An 18,274-nucleotide genomic window follows, 5' to 3' on the forward strand; every position below is an offset into this window, starting at 1 on the left:
CCCGTTTCCGGTGACGATGAAACCTGCAAATGACGGGTTTGACCGCGAGTTCCGACACTCAAAGCCGAAAACGATACAGGCGGCATCTCCCTAGGTCCGCCAATGAGCAGCCTTTCGGGGGAGTGGCGCGAGGCCATCGACGACGTCGACGCAGCGATCATCGACGGCTACCAGAGCGGTGTGCCCATCGAGGAACGCCCGTTCCGTCGCATCGGGTCGGACCTCGACATCGACGAGACGGACGCACTTGAGCGAGTCCGTCGACTGCGCGAATCGGGCATCGTCCGCCGGTTCGGCGCCGTCCTCAACCCGCCAGTGATCGGGTCGTCGACATTGGCCGCCGTACAGGCACCCGAGGATCGATTCGACGAGATTGCGGCGATCATCAACGAGTACCGGCAGGTCAACCACAACTACGCCCGCGATCACGAGTGGAACATGTGGTTCGTCGTCACCGCCGGCTCCCGGGAACGGCGCGACGAGATCCTCGCCGAGATCGAAGCGCGAACCGGCTGTGCCGTCCTCAACCTGCCGATGCTGACCGACTACTACATCAACCTCGAGTTCCCCGTCGTCAACAGCGATCGGTTCGCCCGGGAGAGTACGAATCACCAGTCCGCGGACGCGATGACCGGTGACGCCATGGGCCGATCCGTCGACGACGGCACCGACGCCTCGGCGACCCACATCAGCGAGGAGGCGACCGGTGACCTCTCCGCGTTCGAGGCCGACCTCCTACTTGCGATTCAGGACGGCTTCCCGCTCTCGAAAACGCCCTATCGGGAGATCGCCGACGAGCTCGAGGTGGACGTCGACGATGTCCTCGAGGCGATCGAGCGACTCACGGAAGCCGGCTGTATCAAGCGCATCGGCTGCGTCGTCAACCACGTCGTCACCGGCTTCGACTCGAACTGTATGGTCGTCTGGGACGTCCCGGACGACCAGTTAGACGAGAGGGGTCAGCGGGCAGGTGGCCTCCCCTACGTCACGCTCTGCTACCACCGTCCCCGACGTCCCGAGCAGGACTGGTCGTACAACCTGTTTACCATGATCCACGGCCGCGACGCCGACGCCGTCGACGCCAAAATCGACGAACTCGCGTCCGAGTATCTCCCCGTCGAACACCAGCGACTCTACTCCACGGAAACACTGAAGCAGACAGGGGCACGCTACGAAGATCTGGTCGGCAACTGACTATCCGGCATACCACTCGAGCGACGACGAGACGGGGCGTACGCTTATCGACTTCGGCGGTGTCACTCGCCGTGTGACTGACACGACGGCGACGGAGTCGGCAGCCACCCCCTATCGCGGTGCGCCGTCGCGAGACAAGTTGCTCGAGATCGCCAGATACTTCCTGTTTATCGGTATCGTCGGCTTCGGTGGTCCGCTCGTCCACATCGCGATGATGGAGTCCGACCTCGTCGGCGAGGACAGCCGCGAGTGGACGGACGAGTCGACGTTCATGGAGGGGCTCGCGATCTGTAACACCCTCCCCGGGCCTGCCTCGACACAGCTGGGGATCTTCATGGGCTGGATCTACGCCGGCAATCCCGGCGCGGTCGTCGCCGGCTTCTTCTTCATGCTGCCGACGTTCGTCATCGTCGTCTTGTTCTCGTGGCTCTATTTCGCCTATCAGGCGGTGCCGTCGGTCGAAGCACTGTTTTACGGCATCAACCCGGTCGTGATCGGACTCATCGTCGGGGCGTCGTGGTCGATGGCACGGAGTGCGCTCGCGGAGGGACGGGCCGACACCGAGTTTCGGCTCGGCGGCGAAACGTGGTCGATCGACTACCTGCTGGTGGGACTGCTCGCCGCTGCACTCGTCGTGACGGCTACCATCGGTACCAATCCGGTCGTTCAGTTCGTCGTCGCCGGGGCGATCGCGGTCGGCATCTACCGCTCGACGTGGGTTCGCCGGAACTGGCGTCGCGTCTCAGTGTGGTCGAGCGGTGCGATTGTCGTCGGCGTCGCGTTTGCAGTTCGTGATCGGTTATTCGACCTTCTCGGCCCGGCGACACGGCGAACCATCGAAACGAGCCCGTTGTGGGGACTCCTTCTCGCAATCTGGGCGAACCCGTGGGTGCAACTGTTCGCGTTCATGATCTACACCGGCTCGTTCATCTACGGCGGCGGGCTCGTGTTGATCCCCTTCATCGAACTCTACGTCGTCAACGAGTTCGGCTGGATGACCGGCCGCGAGTTCGTCGACGGCATCGCAATCGGCCAACTCTCACCCGGCCCGGTCGTGATGACGACGGCGTTCGTCGGCTACAAACTCATGCTCGACACCTACGGTCTGGTTTCGGTCGCCGTCGTCGGGGCGTTCGTCGCGATGGTCGGTGCCTTCGGCCCCTCGTTTGCGTTCATCATGGGCTTCTTCCCATACTTCGCGCGCGTCCGGGAGAACGACATCGTCCAGTCAGCACTCATCGGCGTCAACGCCGCGGTCGTCGGGGCGATTTTAGGCGCAACCGTGACACTGGCGCTTGAGTCGTTCGTCGACAGCTTCACGGTCGCTCTGGCAGCCGTAACCAGCGTGCTGTTCATCCGTGACGTTCACGCCGCGTACCTCATCCTCGGTGGCGGTGGCGTAGGTATGGCGTGGTATTTTCTCATCATCTAAGCGCGAAAAATGGCCCCGTTGTTTTTCCACGTGTGCCCCTGGGGCCGCCATCCACGCCTCTGGATGGCACACGTCGATAGACGATCGTTTGACACAAATTGATTGCCTAACAGGTTGGGGATGCTATCGCTCGCTCCGCTGGCGTGCCGGTCCTCGCCCGACAGACATCGTCGAACTCGCGCGTCGAACTCGCGGATCGATTCTGAGCACTCGAGTACGTCCGACTCGCTCTCGGCGACTCTAGAGGAGTTGATCGGCGATGATGTTCTTCTGGATCTCGCTGGTCCCCTCGTAGATCTTCGTGATACGGGCGTCGCGGTAGTAGCGTTCGGCCGGGTAGTCCGTCACGTAGCCCGCACCGCCGTGAACCTGTACGCCCTCGTCGGCGACCTCGACCGAAATCTCGCTGGCGAACAGCTTCGCCATACTTGAGTACTGGGCGGCGACGTCCTGATTGTTGTTCTCGACCTGACTGGCGGCACGGTAGGTCAGCGAGCGGGCGGCTTCGACTTTCGTCGCCATCTCGGCGAGTTTGTGCTCGATAGCCTGGAACTCCTTGATCTTTCGGTCGAACTGCTCGCGTTCGGTGGCGTACTCGATAGCGGCATCGAGCGCACCCTGTGCAGCTCCGACGGCCTGTGCAGCGACGCTGGTACGGCCGGACGCAAAGAACTCCATCAGCTGGTAGAAGCCCTGATCGACCTCGCCGATGACGTTCTCGGCGGGCACGCGGACGTCGTCGAGAACGACTTCGGCGAGATCGGAGGCGCGAATCCCGAGTTTGTTGTCGATCTTCTCGGTCGAGACCCCGTCGGTGTCCATCTCGACGAGGAAGGCAGTGATGCCGCGATGCCCGTCTCCGGGACTCGTCTTTGCCATCGCAACACCGACGTCGGCGACGGTCCCGTTGGTGATCCACATCTTGCTCCCGTTTATGACGTAGTCGTCGCCATCTCGCTCGGCCACCGTCTCCATCCCGGCGACGTTCGAGCCATGTGCGGGTTCGGAGATCATCGAACAGGACGCGCTCTCTCCGGCGGCGATTTTGGGGAGCCACTCCTCTTTCATCCATTCGTCGCCGAACTCGAGGATCATGTTCGTCCCGAAGCCAGCGCTGCCGACGGCTGAACCGATCCCAGGGTCGGCTCGCCAGAGCTCTTCGGTGACGATCGTACTCGAGAGCTTGTCCATCCCCGCGCCGCCGTACTCGAGCGGGATCGCCGGTGCGACGAAATCGTACTCGGCAGCCTTCTTGCGGAGCGCTTCCGGGTATCTGTGCTCGCGGTCGTGCTCTTCCGCGACTGGCTTCATCTCGTTTTCGCCGAACTCGCGAACGGCCTCCCGAATCGCTTCATGCTCGTCAGACAGCGTAAATGCCATACCCGGTTATCGGGTAGGAATGACAAAATAGCTTCGGCGAATGTAACCGATAAAAGGAGAAATAGGAATAAATCTAACACTGTAAGACTTCTCCTCGACAGCCAGCGTGGGCTCGATCCAAGGGGCGCTGCCCCTCCGCGTCCGCACGTTTATCAGTGATCACGGGACCAACGGGGATATGCCACACCGACCATCACGGCGCACAGTTCTCCAGATGCTCGGTTCGATCGGGACAGCAACCATCGCCAACTCGACAGCAGTCAGTGCAACTCCCAGCTGTGATGCGATCCGGACAGACGGCACTCACTCCCAAACGAGTGGCGTGTCGGCAGACGACCACCCAGACGGGGCAACACGCTATGTCGCCGTCGTCGATCGAATCGTCGACGGGGAGCACGTCGTCTTGTTGCTCGAGGACGGCGGCGACCTCGTCGACCAGCACGTCGAGCCGAAAGCGACGTTCGATGAAATCGCAGAACGGGACGTCGTACAGGTCGTGCTCAAAGACGACTCGCTGCTGGCGTACACCCATCTATCAACGCGATCGGGCCACAGCAGGAACACTCGAGGACGGTCTATCGCCGATCGCGCAACGACCACTCCTCAGAATCGACGGAGCACGACTGACGGCGTCAGTGGCTCGTTTTAGCGACCAGGGTCACGCTCGAAAGCTACCGCTGTGACCAGAACCGAGCGTATGCCGTACGGACGACTGCCTCACGAATTTGCTCGTTGGAAAAGTATGGGCCAACTCGGATTTGAACCGAGAGCCTCCACCTTATCAGAGTGGCGCTCAACCTGATTGAGCTATTGGCCCGCGTTCGCATTCAGTAGTTGTTGGCTGGTATGTTTAAGAGTTTCTTTCTTCGAGCGCTGTGAGATTCGCTACCGAGCAGAGGGATCGTCGGGCTCGTCGTCGACGTCGTCGGCTGCATCCGACGTGCGTTCGGTTCCGAAGTCGATCGTGTAGGAGTCCTCACTGGGGTCGGCATCCACGGAGTAGTCATCGGCACCTAGATCGTAGGTGCCGCTCTCGGTCGGCGTCTGGTTTCCACCTCGAGCCATCCCCTCGTCGGGGAAGCCGAAGGTCCAGACTTTGCCGCTTGCGAAGCCGCCCGTTTTCTTGTCCGCGTACGGAACGATCACGAAGCGTTTGAGGCCGGCGCGGATCGGAAGCCGGGTCACCGGGAGTACGAGCAGGAAGCCGATGGCGTCGGTGACCAGCCCGGGCGTGAGCAGGAACGCTCCCGCGGCGATCAACAGCCCGCCGTCGAGCAGTTCGTTCGTCGGCGGCTTGCCTTGGGCCAGCGATCGCTGCATCTTTCGGATGGTTCGGCGACCCTCGGCACGGACGAGCAACATGCCGACGAGTCCGGTCAGGACGACGAGCAACACCATTCCCACCCAGCCGAGATACGTCGTCTGGCTGACGACGATCGCGAGGATCACCGCATCGAGAAACGGGATGAGCAGGAGCGCGAAGATCCACCGGAGCATGCCCCGATATAGCCGGTGGAGGGTGAAAACGCTTTACTCTCATATTCTTTGCAACGAGCGCCACGCCCTCGAGTCGAGCCGGCTACTTCGAGTTGCGACGAGAGACGGTATTCAGTAGCGAACGAAGGGCTTACGCCTGCGACAGCCGAGGCTTCGGTATGAACGATCCGACCCGTGTCGAGTGGCGCGAGTGGGGACAGGACGCCTTCGACGAGGCGACGAAGGCGGACAAGCCCGTCTTGCTCTCACTCACTGCGACGTGGTGTGATCACTGCCACGAGATGGACCGCGCGACCTACGCGGAGCCACGAATCGCGGCCAACGTCAACGATAGTTTCGTCCCGGTTCGGGTCGACGCCGACCGTCGCCCGCGCGTGCGTGATCGGTACAATATGGGTGGCTTTCCCTCGACGGTCTTTCTCGCGCCGAACGGCGCTGTCCTGACCGGTGCGGGCTATCTCGGACCCGACGGGATGCGACAGGTTCTGGATAGCGTCCGGACCATGTGGGAGACAAACGGCAGCGGCGCCGCACGGATCCCACGGCCGCTTCGGGAGGACAACCCGCCCGCAGGCGAGTTGACGGCTGACATCGAAGCCGCGATGCTCGGGCAACTCACCGAAACCTACGACGAAACAGCCGGCGGCTGGGGCGAGAGTCCGAAGTTTCCGTTGCCCGATGCCCTCGAGTTCGCGCTCAAACGCGACCGGCGAATGGCACTGCGGTCGTTCGACGCCGTGAGCGCGAACCTGTTAGACGAGTACGACGGCGGCTTCTATCGCTTCGCGACCGAACGGGATTGGGCGGGACTCCAACACGAGAAACTGCTCGACTCCAACGGCGCGCTCGTCCGCGCGTTCGCAAACGCCTACTTGCATACGGGCAGCGACGAGTACCGCGAGCCAGCCGAGCGAACCATCGAGTATCTCACGACGACGCTCTGGAACGCCGACGCTTCGGCCTTTATGAACAGCCAAGCACCCGGCGAGGACGATGCGCACACCCTCGATGCAACGGACCGCGCCGGCGCAGCCGAGCCGCCGGTCGATGAGGGTGTCTTCGCCGGCCCCAACGGACTGGCTATCGAAGGACTATGTACGTACTACGCCTACACCGACGACGAGCGCGCGCGACGCTACGCCGAACGCGCTCTCGAAACGCTCCGAGAGGACCTGCTCGTAGACGGTGTGGCCGCTCACACACTCGAGCGCGGCGTCGAACGCGACGCACACGGCGACCCGATTCCGCTGTTGCTCAATCAGGCCCGCACGCTGGCGGCGCTGACGACCGCCGCGAGCACGATCGAACCGGCCGTTCTCGAGGACGCAACGACGGTCGCGGACGCGACGATCGAGCACCTGTACGACGAGGATTCGTTCCTCGATGCACCGGCGGTGGGTGCCGGCCTGCTCGACCGACCATTGCGGCCGCTGGACGCGAACGTCGCCATCGCGGACGGGCTGCTCGAGCTGTCGGTGTTGACGGGCACACAGCGCTACCGCGACCTCGCTCGGGAAACGCTCGAGGCCTTCGCCGGCGCGAGCGATCGCTTCGGCGTGCAGGTCGCCGGCTACGCGACGGTCGTCTCGCGGCTCCTCGAGGGGCCGCTGGTGATCGCCGTCGGCGACGAGCCCGGAGCCGACCTCCATCGGGCGGCCCTGCGACTCGCCGACCACGAGAAAATCGTCGTTCCCGACGCCGACGACCTCGAGTCAGAAACGGCACGAGTCGAACTTGGCGACCGCGTTTCGTCGGTCGCTGAAACCCCCGACGAGTTGAGTAAACGCGTTCAGCACGTCCTCGAGTAACGCCAACGGGCACTGCTGTAGCCGGACAACTGTGCCTCTGTCAAACCACCACAGCGTTTATGTTTCTTCGGTTGGTCGATCATCATATGGCCAGTCTCAGGGATCTCGGGCTCTCGGAGTACGAAGCTCGAGCGTATCGGGCACTGCTTAATACCGGACCAACAACAGCCAAGGAGTTGTCGCGCGCGAGCGACGTGCCGATGGGGCGGATCTACGACGTGCTAAACAGCATCGAGCAGTACAACCTCGTCCGGAGCCAAACCGCGAGTCGACCGAAAAAGTACGTCGCCGTCGAGCCCGCGACGGCGCTGGATCGACTGCTCGACGACAAGAAACGCGAACTCGAAGAGAAAGCCGATCAGTACGAGTCGATCGTCGACGACCTCTCCGACGAACTCGACGCCGCCGAGCCGGTCGAAGACCAATTCTGGACCGCCGCCGTCGGCCCCGATGAGACGATCGATCTCCTGCTCGAGCGGCTCGCGGCCGCCGACGATCACATCGTGATGGTCTCGGCCGATCCCGCCCCCCAGTGGGACATGCAGGCTGTCAGCGAAACGGTCAACGCTCATCTCGAGGACGCCCTCGATCGGGGCGTCTCGGTCGATCTCCTGATGACGCGCGAGATGGTCGGCTCGCTCTCCGAAGCGGTCGGTCGACGCTACCGAGAGACGCTCCAACAGCGCGCCGACTTCGACGTGCGGACGAACGACGACATCACGGGCTCGTTCAACATCATCGACGGCGTCGAGGTCTGCATTCAGGTGCCGAATCCGCTCTCTTCGGGCGAGGCGTTCGGCATGATCGACCTCAAAGACCCCGAGTTCGCTGCGAACGTCCACGAGGAGTTCGTTCCCCGCTGGGACGAAGCGGAGCCGCTCGAGTTCTGAGTACTCGCGTTGAAAAACAGGGGTCGGAATCAGTTCTCGCCGTTGACTTCCTCGCGCAGCGTCGCCATCTCGACGACGCGCTCGGCGTGGGCGTTGTGCTGGTGGATCGACTCGTCGTTAGATTGGGCCATCGTGATCACTGCGTCGTCCGGCAGGTGGTCGAATTCGTCGACGACGCCGTCGGCCAGTGCGCGCACGCAGTCCTCGACGAACTTCGCGTCCGCGTGAGCCTCGTAGGTCATATGGTCCTCGTCGGGTCGTTTCGCGAGATTGTATATTCGGGCGCTCATCGAGTCGCGGGCGATGTCGATAATGTCGTTCAGATCGATCTCCGGATCGCCGTTGGATTCGACGGTCAGCGTCGCGTGGCCCCGCTGGGAGTGGCCCGGCTGGGGAACCTCTTCCAGGAACTGTGCGATCGTCTCGTCTTCGACGCCGAGGTTCTGGAGCGTCTCTTTCGCGCGTGAGGTAGACATTCCCTGCGAGCACGGACAGACGGTCATTCCCGTGACTTCCGCACCGATTTCCTCGCGCGTGCCGTCTTCGGTTGCCGTCGCAGACGCGATAATATCGACCGTGTGTTGGGTCTCACGATCGCTCGCGGGCGTCTGCTCGCGGCGCATGAACTCGGCTTCCATCGACACTTGCGCTTTCGAGGTGTAATCGTGTTTCTCGAGGAGTCGCTCTGCAGCCTCTCCACAGACTTCTTCGACGCGGTAGGCTTCTTCGCGGGTCGCGTCCTCTAAGATCTCGTCGATGACCTCCATGTTGCGGCTCATGTCTGCGCCCTTACGCCAGGCGGGAAGGTCGACGAAGACCTCGAACTCGGCGGTGAGCACGATCGGTCGTTTCCCCTCACGGGCGATCTTGACGAGTTTGTCGACGCCGGTGACGCCGACCTGACTCAGACCGACGGTGACGTCGGGGGACGTCGCCTGCACGTCCGGCAGCTGGTGACTCATTGTGCGCACTCAGGGCACGACGCGATTCAACCTTTCGGAACACGACATTCTCGGGCCGATCGGTCGCCCCGGTGAGGTGAGGCCACACTATCCGGAAACGGGTACTGAACCAGCCGATGAGACGCACTGCTCATGGCAATCACTATTGCGACGGTTGATCGATCGTCTCGTTCGCGTGCGCCGCTTTAAGTCCCTCTGGTCACAAGGTAGAGCTATGACGGGATACCGTCGTTCTCGAGCATCCGCAACTGGTGAGCAACGGCCACGGTGATTCCCTTCGTTCGTTGATCGAAGCACTCGAGCAGTGATCGCCGTCGTTGACGGCATCTTTTAAGAACCTCTCGTCATAAGACAAAGCTACGACGGGAAGTCATCGTTCTAGGGACACTACACTCCAGCAGTGCGTCTGGACTTAATCGCACGTCTGGCCCGGGCTGAGTCACTCAGAACTCTCGTGGTTTGCCACTGGTCGAGCCGTCGTTTTTTTAAGTATCTCTCGCCACAAGGTAGAGCTATGACGGGAAGTCGTCGTTCTCGAGCATCCACAACTGGTGAGCGACGGCCATACACGACAGATACTTCTCGAGGAGCGGCCATCGTCGGTCCGCCTCTTCTTTAAGTACTTCTGGTCACAAGGTGAAGCTACGAAGGGCATTTGGGTCTGGTCCACCCGCTTTTGCGGACGCTATTGGTCGAGCAACAGCTATGGATTCGGTTCCGGCACGTGTTCGGGAGACGGTTGCCGAGACGCTACAGACACTCGAGTCCGAGTACGACGTCGCCATCACGTTGGCGGTCGCCCGCGGCAGCCACGCCTGGGGAGCGGCGAGTCTCGACAGTGACTACGATGTCGGCGTCGTTTTCGTGCCAACCGATCTGCGCCAGTACGCCCACCTCGAGGGCCCCACAGAGGTTATCAACCGCGAATATGATGAGATCGACGTTCAGGGCTGGGACGTTCGCACGTTTGCGAGCCTGCTGGCTGACTCCAACGAAGGTGCGATCGACACCCTTCGCAGTCCGATCCGCTATCGGACCGTGTACGATCCAGCCGACCTCGCGACCTACCTCGAGGGGACGTACAATCCGATGGACCTCTATCACACGTGGCGCGGCATCGCCACGAGCAACTACCGAAAGTACCTCTCGCACCATCTCGTTCGAACCGACGACGAGATCTTCCCGATCGTCGATGTACTCGAGGACGATACCGCGTACGTCGTCGAAACTGACGCCGGGACGACGACGATTGCGGCCGCCGACGAGCGATTCACCGAGACGCAGACCAAACCCACCGTGAAACGGAATCTGATGATCGCTCGAGCGGCGATGTCGGCTCGCTACCTGAAAGCAACTGGCGAGCGTAACAGCCACGAGCTGCCAACACTCGAGTTCGAGCGGTTCCTGATCGAGCAAGCACCTGCGGTCTTCGATACCGACCGGATCGAACGCGCTCGTGAGTTGCTCGAGCGAAAACGTGCGGGCGAGGGCGACACCACGATCGGCGACGCCGTCGGGCGCGACTTCGCCCACCCGCCTCGAGAGATCGACCCCGCGATACACGCACGCGATGGTCCCGATATCGAACAGCTAGACGAGTATATCGACGACCTGATCGCCGCAGTTCAGTAGCGTACTCATACGACGCTGTGCCACCGGGTGTTCCCACATCGTTCGTTTAAGTGCCTCTGGTCATAAGGTGAAGATACGACGGGACGACGGTCGCTTCTCGAGGACACAAAACTACTCAGCGACTGGTGTCCAAACACGTCCTCTCGACATCGGTTTAAGTGCCTCTGCTCATAAGGTAGAGCTATGACGGGAGATGGTCGTTCTCGGGAACACATATTCGCGAGTCGTGACTGTCGATAGATGTGTGACCTATGTCGCTTCTTTTTAAGTCCCTCTGGTTACAAGGTGAAGCTACGAAGGGCTTTTCGCGGACCTCGAATCCTCGGGAGCGTCAGTGCTGGCGCTCGTTCGAAAATCTGTTATCTGGATAGACAGTCGTTGCGAACGACGGATCGAGACGAGCGAGCCTTTTTCTGTCTGCCTGTCCGAGCGAGACGTAATGAGAGACGACGGTGCTGAACCCGGTCCGGACGCCGGCCAGTCTGTGGCCATCGGCGACAGCCCGCGATCAGAGTACGAGACGGAACGGCGTCTCGAGACGCGGCCCGGCTCCGGCTCGCTCTCTCGAGCGGACGTCCAGCGCGATTCGACGGTCCGCCAGTGGGGCGTCGTCACGCCGAGTGCGACCGTCATCGGCCGCGCCGAGTCGCCCGACGGGGACCTCTCCGAGAGCGTTCGTCGCCTCCACGACGAACAGCACGCGGCGACACCGGGCTACAGCGAGCGCGCCCACCGACTCGACCGGCTCCGGACGACGCAGGCGCTGTGTAACGCCCTCGACGTGACGCCGTGGCAACGCGATCTCGCTCTGGGCGTGATGGACGAGATCGACCTCCGGGAGTTCGGCAGCCAGCGGGCGATCGAAAAGGTCGCGCTGGTGGTGATTCGCCACGTGGTCGACGTCGACCGCCAGCAGTACTTCGGGCTGGACGACATCGACGCACAGGCGCTGTCGGCCGAGCGGATGGACGAGTTGTTCGGTCAGTACCGGGCCCACGACATCACCGATGAGGAGACGTTCAAACGCCTCGCCGCCGACTACGGACTGGATACGACCAGCCTAAACCGGCTCCGGCGCGTGCTCAAGTCCCAACTTGAGGACGAGCTCCCAGCCTACGGCCGGAACCCCTACCGAGACCCGAATCTGCCCGACGTGACCGTAACCGGCGAGGCCGACACCGAAGGCGAGGCCTGACAGCAGCCGGTATGCGGGGCCGGACAGACACTGCTCACCTGTGCACCGGCGACGGTCTTGAGGGGGCGGTTCCGGTTGCCATCGACTTTTCCGTCCCGAGTGCGACATGAGTGTATGTCCGCGACACCCGACCGGCTGGAGCTGTACGCCGATTACGTCTGCCCGTTCTGCTATCTTGGCAAACAGTCGCTCGCACAGTACCGTGAAACGCGTGCGGAGCCACTCGAAATCGACTGGCAACCGTTCGACCTTCGAAGTGGAAAGCGGAATCCGGACGGCTCGATCGACCACGACGTCGACGACGGCAAAGACGAGACGTACTTCGAACAGGCGAAACAGAACGTCCGTCGCCTCCAGGCGGAGTACGACGTCGAGATGGCCCAAGAGATCGCGATCGAGGTCGACTCGCTGCCGGCCCAGCAGGCGTCATGGTACGTCAAACAAGAGTACCCCGAGCAGTGGGCTGCGTTCGACGACGCGATCTACGCGGCACTCTGGCAAGACGGGCGTGACATCGGCGACGCCGACGTGCTGGCTGCCCTCGCGGACGACGTCGGATTGCCAGTTGCTGAGATTCGGTCAGCGATCGCCGACGAGGGCGTCCGAACGGAACTCGAGGATCGGTTCACCACCGCTCAGCGACGGGGGATCACCGGCGTGCCGACGTTCATCTACGAGGGACAGGCCGCTCGCGGGGCCGTCCCACCGGCACAGCTCGAGCGCCTCGTCGACGGTGCGAGTCGAGACACGGCTAACTCGAGACGGTAGCGCTACGTCGACTCGAGTTTCTCGAGGCTCGTGACGAAGTTCCCTGTCGGCCCGACGAGCTGAACCGGGTCGGGCGCAAGCGAGACGGTGACGGTCGCCGGCGGCTCGAGTCGCCGGCGGTTTCGCCCGTCGCTGATGACGTAGGCAGTATCGGCACCCGACACCGAAATTGTGAGTTCCGTGTCTGGATCGACGACCAGCGGCGGCATCGACTCGGTGGCGGCCATCTGGGTGACGACGAGGGCGTCCGTCTCCGGATGCACCAGCGGGCCGCCCTCGCTCAGGTTGTACGCGGTCGAGCCCGTCGGCGTCGCGACGAGCACACCGTCGGCGTGACTCGCGGCGTAGCAATCGCCGTCGATTCTGGTCTCGACGGTCACACCGCCACCGTGGCCCCGTCGCGGCCCGTGGACGACGAGTTCGTTGAGCGCCGGCTCGAGCGCCCACTCTCCCTCACCGGTCGCCTCGAGTCGCGAGAGCGCCCGCCCCTCGAGCGAGCCGGTGTCACACAGTTCCTCGAGGAGGTCGACGACGACGTCGCAGGCGTCGTCGGGGGCGACAGCGTTGAGAAATCCGACTTCGCCGAGGTTGACGCCAAGGATCGGCGTGGACCCAACTTCGCGGGCGACGAACAGCAGCGTGCCGTCGCCACCGATGCTCACGACGAAATCTCGATCGGCCATCGACGCGACCGGGACGGCCGGCGCATCGACAGCGTTGCCGCTCGCGTCGTCGACGACGACCGAGACGGTCGCTCCCTCGCGGTCGCCGGCACGCTCGAGCGTCTCGATGAGTGCCGCAGCGAGGTCCTGTGCACGCTCGTCGCCGCGTTGGGCGACGATTCCGACGGCAACGTCCATTGGCGGCGGCTACCCATCCCACATGCAAAAAGCCCGCTGGTGCCATCGTGCCACCACGAAGCGCCACACGTGCCACGTGGTCGTCCGTGCGCAGTATCGTCCGCAGCGCCGCCGCGGCGTCGCCGTCGTATTCCCACGCGAGGAGAACCACGGCAACCGCTTTTTTTATTCACTCGAGTGATCTAGATAGTCCCTGATGTACGACCGAATCCTCGTTCCCACCGACGGAAGCGACCACGCAGCAGTCGTCGCCGCCCACGCAGCCGAGATCGCCACGACGAAATCAGCGACCGTACACGTCCTCTCGGTCGTCGACGACCGCGCGTTTCTGGTCCTCGACGACGATCGAATCGACGCCGTCCGCACGGACCTCGAGGCAAACGCGCGCGACGCCGTCGACGACGTCGCAACGGCGGCCATCGACCACGGTCTCGATGTCGAGACCGCCATCGATTCGGGCAGTCCCGCCGAGTGTATCGTCGACTACGCCGACGAGCACGATATCGATCTGATCGTGATGGGAACGAGCGGCGACGAGTACGAGCGCAACGTCGTCGGAAGCGTCTCCCAGCGCGTCGTCCGCCAGGCACCCACGCCCGTGCTCACCGTTGGGCCGGACGTCGACGCCTGACAGCGACGAGCGACATCGCACGACGATCACCTGTTTTGATATGTATTCAGTCGCTACACGGAACGAATGCGCCGTTCGATCGTCATCGCAGTCGCGTTGCTCGCACTCTCCGTCGTCTTCGTCGGAAGCCTGTCGCTTCTGTTCTCGCCGTCGACCACCGAGGTCGAGGCCGACGACTCTGACGTTTCGCCACGGTTGACGTCCGTCAACGGCTCCGAAAGCAAGTTCTGGCGCTTTCTCAGCCCGGAACAACGCTTCCAGCAGCGAAGTCCGATCAACGTGATCGTCCGCGGGGACAGTGATGACGTGTTACCGGTGATGACCGACGGACACGCCGGAGATTGGGGCGAAATCGAGGGGACCACAGGAGGTGACGACGCCGAAAACGAGACCGTCCTCGAGGAACGAGCCGGACACGCGGCGGGCCTCGAATGGGGTGAAGCCGATGGCGCGACCCGGTACGCGTGGATCGACCCCGGACCCGACGAGCGTGGCTACTGGACGGACGAGACCGCACAACTCGAGAACGGCGATTACTACGGGTATCGGTACCACATCCGCCTATACGAAAGTCCAAACGACGCCGATCAGTGGATCGCCATGCAGGGCCACTCCGAGCACTTCGACTGGTTTACGCTCCGGCACCGCGTCGACGGCTCCGAAGCGGCCCAGTCGAAAATCGAGTCGGACTTCATGGATCACCCGCAGGTCGACACCGAACAGGACATCCAGCGGGTCTACCTCGCCAACGACGGCCCTTCCGACGCCGACGGCTGGGCGACAGTCGTCGATTTCACCGGCATGATCGTCCTGCCCGCCGGGGTTGGACTCGTTGCCCGCCGCCGTGTCGCGGCGACCGACACGGAGATTGACGGCTCGACTGGTGCCGACTACGTCTCCGAGCACACGCCCGACGCCATCGACGATCACCTGACCGACGTCGACCGTCGCCGGATCGCGGCCGCCTACGACCGACTCGAGGCTGGCCATATCATCCTCGTCTTCACCATCCTCGCGCTGTTTCTCGGCGTCCGGATGGGCGGACTCTTCCTCGAGCGTCGGGTCGGACTCCTGACGCCACACATGATCGCCGCCGTGTTGTATCCCGTCATCGCGGTCGGCATCCCGGTTGCGACCGTTCTGATCGCTCGCACGCTCGAGCGACGACTCGACGCCGCGCTCGTCGCCGCGGGCTCGCTCGCGCTGGCGATCTGGATCGATTATGGACTCGTCGGTGTGGAGTCGCTCCCCATCGACGTCGTCTTCCAGCGGGTGCTCGTCATCATCGCGTTAGGGCTGCTCGCCGGCGGCGCAGCCAGACGGGCGACGCGTGACCTCCGGCACAACGACATGCTGCTCGTCGGCAGCGTTCTGTGGGTGGTCGTCCTCAGTGGGACGCTGCTCGGCTACTTCTGATACTGCCGGACAAAACGGTTCACGCACCGATCGCACGCGAACGCTCGTCGCTTTCGCCGACGAGCCGTGAGACGTGATCGGACGTTTATTGACGTTTGTCCGACAGTATGGGGCCGGTTCGTGTCTTCGGGTCGCGTTGCTCGTCGTCCGATCGGTGCTCGAGAGAACGATGTACTCGTCGTGGTCGTTCCTCGCAGAATGCGCTGGCCGGGAATTGAACCCGGGCTATGAGCTTGGGAAGCTCATGTCCTACCACTAGACCACCAGCGCGCGTGGTATTCGAGCGTCGCTCGAGCCATCCAAATGTACTCACCAGCCACACTTCAACGTAGCGCTTTTCGGCGATTCGACCGCCGTCTCCCCCGTGAAAAGCAGACGCACGTCCAGTTATTACCCGTAAGGGGTGGGTATTAAGCCCGCGCACTCGTATTCGATGACATGATCGATCTTCGCTTTTCGGATGCGGAACTAGACGAGCAACGCGACCACATCGTCGAGTTCATCCGCCGGCAGGTCGACGCCGCCGGTGCCGAGGGAGTCGTCCTCGGACTCTCGGGTGGCATCGACAGCACGCTCACCGCACACCTCCTCGTCGAGGCAGTCGGCGTCGAGAACGTCCACGGCCTCGTTCTCCCGGGGACCGTCAGCAGCGACGAGAACATGAGCGACGCCGAACGAGTCGCCCAGAGCCTCGAGATCAGCTACGACGTCATCGAACTCGAGCCACTGATCGACTCGCTGCTTGCGGCCTACCCCGATGCCGAAGGCGACCACGAAGCCGTCGGCAACGCTCGAGCGCGACTTCGAGCAGTCCTGAATTACCTCGTGGCAAACCACGAGCACCGGCTGGTCGTCGGCACCGGCAACCGAAGCGAGGCTGCGGTCGGCTACTTTACCAAGTACGGTGACGGCGCTGTCGACTGCCATCCGATCGGGAACCTCTACAAAGCGCAAGTCCGCCAGCTGGCACGCCACATGGGCGTCGCTGAGGACCTCGTCTCGAAAGCGCCGACGGCGGAGTTGTGGGCAGACCAGACCGACGAAGACGAACTCGGAGTCAGCTACGAGACGCTCGATTCGATCCTCGCGACCCACATCGACGGCCCGCTGTCGGTCGCAGCGACGTGCCGACTGCTCGAGGTCGACGAGGAAACAGTCGAGCACGTCCGCGGGCTGTACGAGCGAAGCGAGCACAAGCGACAGGTGCCGCCGGCTCCGGAGTCGCTGGACTGATCGGCGACGGATACCGCACGCAGCCACCTACGCCGTCTCCGAGCGCCACTCGTCCTCGAGTAACCCGTACCAGTAGGCGTCTTGGTACTCGCCATCGATGAACTCGACGTCCCGATGGACGCCCTCCTGTCTGAACCCGACCGACTCGAGGAGGCGTCGCGAGGGCTCGTTGAACGCGAAGACGCGGGCGGCGATTCGGTGGAGGCCGAGTTGGTCGAACGCGTATGCGACGACCCGGTCGACCGCATCGGACGCGTAGCCGTTTCGCTGGTGGTCGGGTGCGATCCAGTAGCCGAGTTCCCCTCGACTCGAGGGCCAGTCGATCGATTGCAGCCCGACCGTCCCCACCGGCGTCGACTCGGCGACGATCAGCAACTGAACTGACTCGTCGTTACAGACGACGTCGTCGAAGAACGCCCGTTCCTGCACGCGGTTGAGCGGCTTCGAACGGCCGATCGCCCGCCAGATCCGCGGGTCGTTGACGTGTCGCTGGAGGAACTCGAGATCATCCTCCTCGATGGGCCGGAGATCGACACGGTCGCCGGAGAGAAAGACCGGATCGGGCATCGACTCGTCGTACGATCGGTCGCGAAATAATGGTTGTGGCGCGAACACATACCAAAGAGAGGTGTTCCGTCCCTACTCGAGTAACGCGTCGATATCGTCGGCGTGGGCCTCGACGAGGTCGCCGAAGGCCTGTGCCTCGAGTCGCTCCTGTGTCGCGCGTTCGCGGTCGTCCCGGATGCGGCGTTTCAACACAGCGAGCGTGTCGGCTGCGTTTGCGGCGATCTCTTCGGCGACGACGCGCGGGTCGGCTTCGATTCGCGAGATCAAGCCCATTCGGCGCGCTTCCCCGGCGTCGACGGCCCGTCCCGAGAGCGCGAACTCGAGGGCGTCGCCCTCGCCGATCACGCGGGGGAGTCGGACGGTGCCACCCCAAGCACCGAACAGCCCGAAAGTGACGCCCGGTTCGCCGTAGGTCGACTCGGGCGTGCCCACGCGGACGTCACAGGCCAGCGCGAACTCGAGACCCCCACCGCGTGCCGGGCCATCGATTCCTGCGACGACGACGGCTGGCGAGTCCTCGATCGTCCGGGCGACGCGTTGGCCCAGTCGGGCGAACTCGACAGCCCGCTCGCGGTCGCCCTCGAGCCCGCTGACGGTCTCGAGATCCGCACCTGCACAGAACGCAGGGCCGTTGCCACGGAGGTAGATGACGGGCTCGTCGGCCTCGTCGATCGCCGCCTCGAGGGCCTCGAGTGCCTCGACAGTCAGGGCGTTTCTCGCCTCGGGGCGGTCGATCGTCACGGTTCGGATCGTGCGGTCGGCATCGGTCTCGACATCGATCATGTACGCCAGTGTACCCGACGTTTCCA

17 protein-coding genes and 2 tRNA genes are annotated in these 18,274 nt (G+C 63.2%); 11 read left to right on the forward strand and 8 right to left on the reverse strand.

Annotated features, from left to right (window positions below):
* Positions 1 to 102 precede the first annotated feature (102 nt).
* Both ahbB and chrA read left to right on the forward strand, forming a co-directional pair.
* On the forward strand, positions 103 to 1,194 hold the full coding sequence (gene ahbB, locus GCU68_RS03475) for a siroheme decarboxylase subunit beta (protein ID WP_152939069.1): 1,092 nt from the start codon (positions 103 to 105) through the stop codon (positions 1,192 to 1,194).
* 73 nt (positions 1,195 to 1,267) lie between these two features.
* Positions 1,268 to 2,626, forward strand: coding sequence for a chromate efflux transporter (gene chrA, locus GCU68_RS03480; RefSeq protein ID WP_152939070.1), 1,359 nt, complete (start codon positions 1,268 to 1,270; stop codon positions 2,624 to 2,626).
* A gap of 240 nt (positions 2,627 to 2,866) precedes the next feature.
* On the opposite strand, the gene GCU68_RS03485 is transcribed toward chrA, so the two are convergent.
* Entirely contained in the window at positions 2,867 to 4,006 is a 1,140-nt protein-coding gene (locus GCU68_RS03485) for an acyl-CoA dehydrogenase family protein (protein ID WP_152939071.1), read from the reverse strand.
* 178 nt (positions 4,007 to 4,184) lie between these two features.
* Between GCU68_RS03485 and GCU68_RS03490 the strand changes: the two genes are divergently transcribed.
* The gene (locus GCU68_RS03490) at positions 4,185 to 4,655 is read left to right on the forward strand and encodes a hypothetical protein (protein WP_152939072.1); all 471 of its coding nucleotides are present in this window, start codon (positions 4,185 to 4,187) and stop codon (positions 4,653 to 4,655) included.
* A gap of 94 nt (positions 4,656 to 4,749) precedes the next feature.
* On the opposite strand, the gene GCU68_RS03495 is transcribed toward GCU68_RS03490, so the two are convergent.
* Positions 4,750 to 4,823 (reverse strand) — tRNA-Ile (locus GCU68_RS03495).
* A gap of 68 nt (positions 4,824 to 4,891) precedes the next feature.
* Positions 4,892 to 5,503, reverse strand: a complete 612-nt coding sequence (locus GCU68_RS03500; RefSeq protein WP_152939073.1) for an FxsA family protein — start codon at positions 5,501 to 5,503, stop codon at positions 4,892 to 4,894.
* Positions 5,504 to 5,661: 158 nt separating this feature from the next.
* Here GCU68_RS03500 and GCU68_RS03505 point away from each other — a divergent pair, with 158 nt between their 5' ends.
* Complete coding sequence (locus tag GCU68_RS03505; protein WP_152939074.1) at positions 5,662 to 7,311, forward strand: DUF255 domain-containing protein; 1,650 nt, start codon at positions 5,662 to 5,664, stop codon at positions 7,309 to 7,311.
* An 86-nt stretch (positions 7,312 to 7,397) separates the two neighbouring features.
* Positions 7,398 to 8,201, forward strand: coding sequence for a TrmB family transcriptional regulator (locus GCU68_RS03510; protein WP_152939075.1), 804 nt, complete (start codon positions 7,398 to 7,400; stop codon positions 8,199 to 8,201).
* A 29-nt stretch (positions 8,202 to 8,230) separates the two neighbouring features.
* Here the strand turns inward: GCU68_RS03510 and mptA are convergent, their stop codons facing one another.
* The gene (gene mptA / locus GCU68_RS03515; RefSeq protein WP_152939076.1) at positions 8,231 to 9,163 is read right to left on the reverse strand and encodes a GTP cyclohydrolase MptA; all 933 of its coding nucleotides are present in this window, start codon (positions 9,161 to 9,163) and stop codon (positions 8,231 to 8,233) included.
* Positions 9,164 to 9,868: 705 nt separating this feature from the next.
* On the opposite strand from mptA, the gene GCU68_RS03520 reads away from it, so the two are divergent.
* The 3 genes from GCU68_RS03520 to GCU68_RS03530 all read left to right on the forward strand — a co-directional run bounded on the left by GCU68_RS03520 (position 9,869) and on the right by GCU68_RS03530 (position 12,758).
* A complete protein-coding gene (locus GCU68_RS03520) occupies positions 9,869 to 10,795 on the forward strand; it encodes a nucleotidyltransferase domain-containing protein (protein ID WP_152939077.1) in 927 nt (308 codons plus the stop codon).
* A 439-nt stretch (positions 10,796 to 11,234) separates the two neighbouring features.
* The gene (locus GCU68_RS03525; protein WP_152939078.1) at positions 11,235 to 11,990 is read left to right on the forward strand and encodes a DNA-directed RNA polymerase subunit epsilon; all 756 of its coding nucleotides are present in this window, start codon (positions 11,235 to 11,237) and stop codon (positions 11,988 to 11,990) included.
* Between the two features lie 114 nt (positions 11,991 to 12,104).
* Complete coding sequence (locus GCU68_RS03530) at positions 12,105 to 12,758, forward strand: DsbA family oxidoreductase (RefSeq protein WP_152939079.1); 654 nt, start codon at positions 12,105 to 12,107, stop codon at positions 12,756 to 12,758.
* A gap of 2 nt (positions 12,759 to 12,760) precedes the next feature.
* On the opposite strand, the gene GCU68_RS03535 is transcribed toward GCU68_RS03530, so the two are convergent.
* Entirely contained in the window at positions 12,761 to 13,618 is an 858-nt protein-coding gene (locus tag GCU68_RS03535; protein ID WP_152939080.1) for an NAD(+)/NADH kinase, read from the reverse strand.
* 196 nt (positions 13,619 to 13,814) lie between these two features.
* Here GCU68_RS03535 and GCU68_RS03540 point away from each other — a divergent pair, with 196 nt between their 5' ends.
* A complete protein-coding gene (locus GCU68_RS03540) occupies positions 13,815 to 14,249 on the forward strand; it encodes a universal stress protein (RefSeq protein WP_152939081.1) in 435 nt (144 codons plus the stop codon).
* Between the two features lie 66 nt (positions 14,250 to 14,315).
* A complete protein-coding gene (locus tag GCU68_RS03545) occupies positions 14,316 to 15,665 on the forward strand; it encodes a hypothetical protein (protein ID WP_152939082.1) in 1,350 nt (449 codons plus the stop codon).
* 199 nt (positions 15,666 to 15,864) lie between these two features.
* On the opposite strand, the gene GCU68_RS03550 is transcribed toward GCU68_RS03545, so the two are convergent.
* A tRNA-Gly gene (locus GCU68_RS03550) sits at positions 15,865 to 15,935 on the reverse strand.
* Positions 15,936 to 16,103: 168 nt separating this feature from the next.
* On the opposite strand from GCU68_RS03550, the gene GCU68_RS03555 reads away from it, so the two are divergent.
* Positions 16,104 to 16,898, forward strand: coding sequence for an NAD+ synthase (locus GCU68_RS03555; RefSeq protein ID WP_152939083.1), 795 nt, complete (start codon positions 16,104 to 16,106; stop codon positions 16,896 to 16,898).
* 27 nt (positions 16,899 to 16,925) lie between these two features.
* Here GCU68_RS03555 and GCU68_RS03560 read toward each other — a convergent pair whose 3' ends face one another.
* Complete coding sequence (locus GCU68_RS03560; RefSeq protein WP_152939084.1) at positions 16,926 to 17,465, reverse strand: GNAT family N-acetyltransferase; 540 nt, start codon at positions 17,463 to 17,465, stop codon at positions 16,926 to 16,928.
* 72 nt (positions 17,466 to 17,537) lie between these two features.
* The gene (locus GCU68_RS03565; RefSeq protein ID WP_152939085.1) at positions 17,538 to 18,248 is read right to left on the reverse strand and encodes an enoyl-CoA hydratase/isomerase family protein; all 711 of its coding nucleotides are present in this window, start codon (positions 18,246 to 18,248) and stop codon (positions 17,538 to 17,540) included.
* Positions 18,249 to 18,274: the final 26 nt, after the last annotated feature.

Source organism: Natronorubrum aibiense, assembly GCF_009392895.1.
GTDB lineage: Archaea > Halobacteriota > Halobacteria > Halobacteriales > Natrialbaceae > Natronorubrum > Natronorubrum aibiense.

Bases quoted from the DNA above. Each gene is read 5' to 3' on its own strand.
- GCU68_RS03530 (WP_152939079.1), top strand. From the start codon at position 12,105: ATGTCCGCGACACCCGACCGGCTGGAGCTGTACGCCGATTACGTCTGC.
- GCU68_RS03520 (WP_152939077.1), top strand. From the start codon at position 9,869: ATGGATTCGGTTCCGGCACGTGTTCGGGAGACGGTTGCCGAGACGCTA.
- GCU68_RS03525 (WP_152939078.1), top strand. From the start codon at position 11,235: ATGAGAGACGACGGTGCTGAACCCGGTCCGGACGCCGGCCAGTCTGTG.
- mptA (WP_152939076.1), bottom strand. From the start codon at position 9,163: ATGAGTCACCAGCTGCCGGACGTGCAGGCGACGTCCCCCGACGTCACC.
- GCU68_RS03485 (WP_152939071.1), bottom strand. From the start codon at position 4,006: ATGGCATTTACGCTGTCTGACGAGCATGAAGCGATTCGGGAGGCCGTT.
- GCU68_RS03545 (WP_152939082.1), top strand. From the start codon at position 14,316: ATGCGCCGTTCGATCGTCATCGCAGTCGCGTTGCTCGCACTCTCCGTC.
- GCU68_RS03500 (WP_152939073.1), bottom strand. From the start codon at position 5,503: ATGCTCCGGTGGATCTTCGCGCTCCTGCTCATCCCGTTTCTCGATGCG.
- GCU68_RS03560 (WP_152939084.1), bottom strand. From the start codon at position 17,465: ATGCCCGATCCGGTCTTTCTCTCCGGCGACCGTGTCGATCTCCGGCCC.
- GCU68_RS03565 (WP_152939085.1), bottom strand. From the start codon at position 18,248: ATGATCGATGTCGAGACCGATGCCGACCGCACGATCCGAACCGTGACG.
- GCU68_RS03540 (WP_152939081.1), top strand. From the start codon at position 13,815: ATGTACGACCGAATCCTCGTTCCCACCGACGGAAGCGACCACGCAGCA.
- GCU68_RS03490 (WP_152939072.1), top strand. From the start codon at position 4,185: ATGCCACACCGACCATCACGGCGCACAGTTCTCCAGATGCTCGGTTCG.
- ahbB (WP_152939069.1), top strand. From the start codon at position 103: ATGAGCAGCCTTTCGGGGGAGTGGCGCGAGGCCATCGACGACGTCGAC.
- GCU68_RS03510 (WP_152939075.1), top strand. From the start codon at position 7,398: ATGGCCAGTCTCAGGGATCTCGGGCTCTCGGAGTACGAAGCTCGAGCG.
- GCU68_RS03505 (WP_152939074.1), top strand. From the start codon at position 5,662: ATGAACGATCCGACCCGTGTCGAGTGGCGCGAGTGGGGACAGGACGCC.
- GCU68_RS03555 (WP_152939083.1), top strand. From the start codon at position 16,104: ATGATCGATCTTCGCTTTTCGGATGCGGAACTAGACGAGCAACGCGAC.
- GCU68_RS03535 (WP_152939080.1), bottom strand. From the start codon at position 13,618: ATGGACGTTGCCGTCGGAATCGTCGCCCAACGCGGCGACGAGCGTGCA.